The organism is Goodfellowiella coeruleoviolacea, assembly GCF_024171785.1.
GTDB classification, from domain to species: domain Bacteria; phylum Actinomycetota; class Actinomycetes; order Mycobacteriales; family Pseudonocardiaceae; genus Goodfellowiella; species Goodfellowiella coeruleoviolacea.
This window is the reverse complement of the sequence record NZ_JAMTCK010000050.1, coordinates 1-2,012: the sequence shown is the minus strand read 5'-3', so window position 1 is coordinate 2,012 and position 2,012 is coordinate 1. Positions and strand designations below refer to the sequence as shown.

Annotated in this window: 1 protein-coding gene and 1 pseudogene; both read left to right on the top strand. The window is 71.9% G+C overall.

All coding sequences use genetic code 11. From position 1 onward, the window contains the following. A pseudogene (locus tag LX83_RS37515) lies at positions 1 to 642 on the top strand (MCE family protein); the annotation flags it as partial. Further along, complete coding sequence (locus LX83_RS37510; protein WP_253780962.1) at positions 642 to 1,922, top strand: MCE family protein; 1,281 nt, start codon at positions 642 to 644, stop codon at positions 1,920 to 1,922. The pseudogene LX83_RS37515 and the gene LX83_RS37510, both read left to right, overlap by 1 nt. The last annotated feature ends 90 nt before the right edge of the window (positions 1,923 to 2,012 follow it).

The following is a 2,012-nucleotide window of genomic DNA, read 5'->3' as shown; positions in this document are numbered from 1 at the left end:
ACCCGGACGCTGTCCGGCTCGCGCGAGGACCTGTTCGCCACCGTGGACAGCCTGCGGCGGTTCACCGGCATGCTCGCCGACAACGACACCCAGGTCCGCGACTTCAACCGGCAGCTGTCCGACGTGGCCGGGTTCCTGGCCGGCCAGCGCGACGAGCTGGCCGGCGCGCTGAACCAGCTGGCCACCGCCCTCGGCCAGGTGCAGACCTTCATCCAGGACAACCGCGACCGCATCAAGTCCAATGTGGACAAGCTGGCCAGCCTCACCCAGGTGTTGGTCGACCAGCGCGCCGCACTGGCCGAGATACTCGACGTGGCCCCGCTGGCCCTGGGCAACCTGCAGAACTCCTACAACGCGGCCACCGGCACGCTGGACGTGCGGGCCGACCTCAACGAGCTGAACCAACCGCCGCTGGTGGCCGTCTGCAACCTGGTCCAGCAGGCCGAACTCAACAGCCTGCCGCCGCTGCTGTCCGACACCTGCCGGCGGATCGAACCCGTGCTGAGCGGGCTGGTGCCGCTGCCCACCCCGGCCGAGACGCTCAGCGCCATCCAGCAGGGCCGACTGCCGGAACTGCCCCTGCCGATCGCCGGCACCCTCTACGGCACCCCGGCACAGCACCAGCAGGGGGGTGGACGCTGATGCGCCGGCACCGCCGCCTGCTGGCCGCCGCGCTGACCTCGGTGGCCCTCACCGCCACCGGGTGCACCGGCGAGTTCAGCGGCATCCACGACCTGCCCCTGCCCGGGGGTGCTGACCTGGGCGAGCACCCCTACCGGGTCACGGTGCGGTTCAAGGACGTGCTCGACCTGGTCCCGCAGGCCGGCGTCAAGGTCAACGACGTGCCGGTCGGCCGGGTCGAGAACATCGGCCTCGCCGCGGACGGGTGGACCGCCGAGGTCACCGTCGCGGTCAACGGGGACGTGGTGCTGCCCGCCGACGCGGTGGCCCGGCTGCGCCAGTCCAGCCTGCTCGGCGAGAAGTACGTGGAACTGGCCACACCCGCGACCGCCCCAGACGCCACCGCGTCCGGCGATACCGGGCGGCTCGCCGACGGCGCGGTGATCCCGGTGGAGCGCACCAACCGCAACCCCGAGGTGGAGGAGGTGTTCGGCGCGCTGTCGTTGCTGCTCAACGGCGGCGGCATCGGCCAGATCCAGGACATCACCAAGGAGCTGAACAAGGCGCTGGACGGCAACGAACCCGAGGCCCGCGCCCTGCTCACCAACCTGAACACCCTGGTGACCAGCTTGGACGCGCACCGGGGCGACATCACCAGGGCGCTGGACGGGGTGAACCGGCTGGCCGCCACGCTGAACGGACAGCGCGAGCGGATCGGCGACGTGCTCACCAACCTCGGCCCCGGCCTGGACGTGCTCAGCCAACAGCGCGGTGCCCTGGTCAGCATGCTCCAGTCCCTGGACACCCTGTCCGGCGTGGCCGTGGACACCGTGCACAAGAGCCAGCAGGACCTCGTCGCCGACCTGCGGGCGCTCACCCCCACCCTGCGGCAGCTCGCCGCCGCCGGGCAGAACCTGCCCAACGCGTTCGAACTGCTGCTGACCTACCCGTTCACCGACGCGGCGGCCAACGGCGTCAAGGGCGACTACACCAACCTGTACGCCAACCTCGACCTCGATCTCGGCCACATCCTCGACAACCTGTCCAGGGCAGGCACCGGAGCGCTGCCCGACCTGTCGTCCGTGGTTCCGGCCGTGCCCGGGCTGACCGGCCCGCCCAGCGGCCAGAACCCCCCGGGCGGGCAACCCAACCCGTCGATCCTGCCGCTGCCCTCGATCGGCGCGCCCGCCACCAGCACCCCCCAGCCGGGTGGCGCCCAGGCGGGCAGCACTCAGTCCGGCGGTACTCAGGTGGGCGGGCTGGCCGCGCTGCTCGGCAGCCTGCTGGGAGGTGGTGGCTGATGCTCACCAGGGCGACGCGGGTCCGGGTGGTGGTGTTCGTGGTGGTCGCGCTGCTGGGCATCAGCTATGTCAGCGCGCGGTACGCGGGGC

Excerpts from the sequence above, each read along its gene's own strand:
- LX83_RS37510 (WP_253780962.1), top strand. The coding sequence starts at position 642 with ATGCGCCGGCACCGCCGCCTGCTGGCCGCCGCGCTGACCTCGGTGGCC.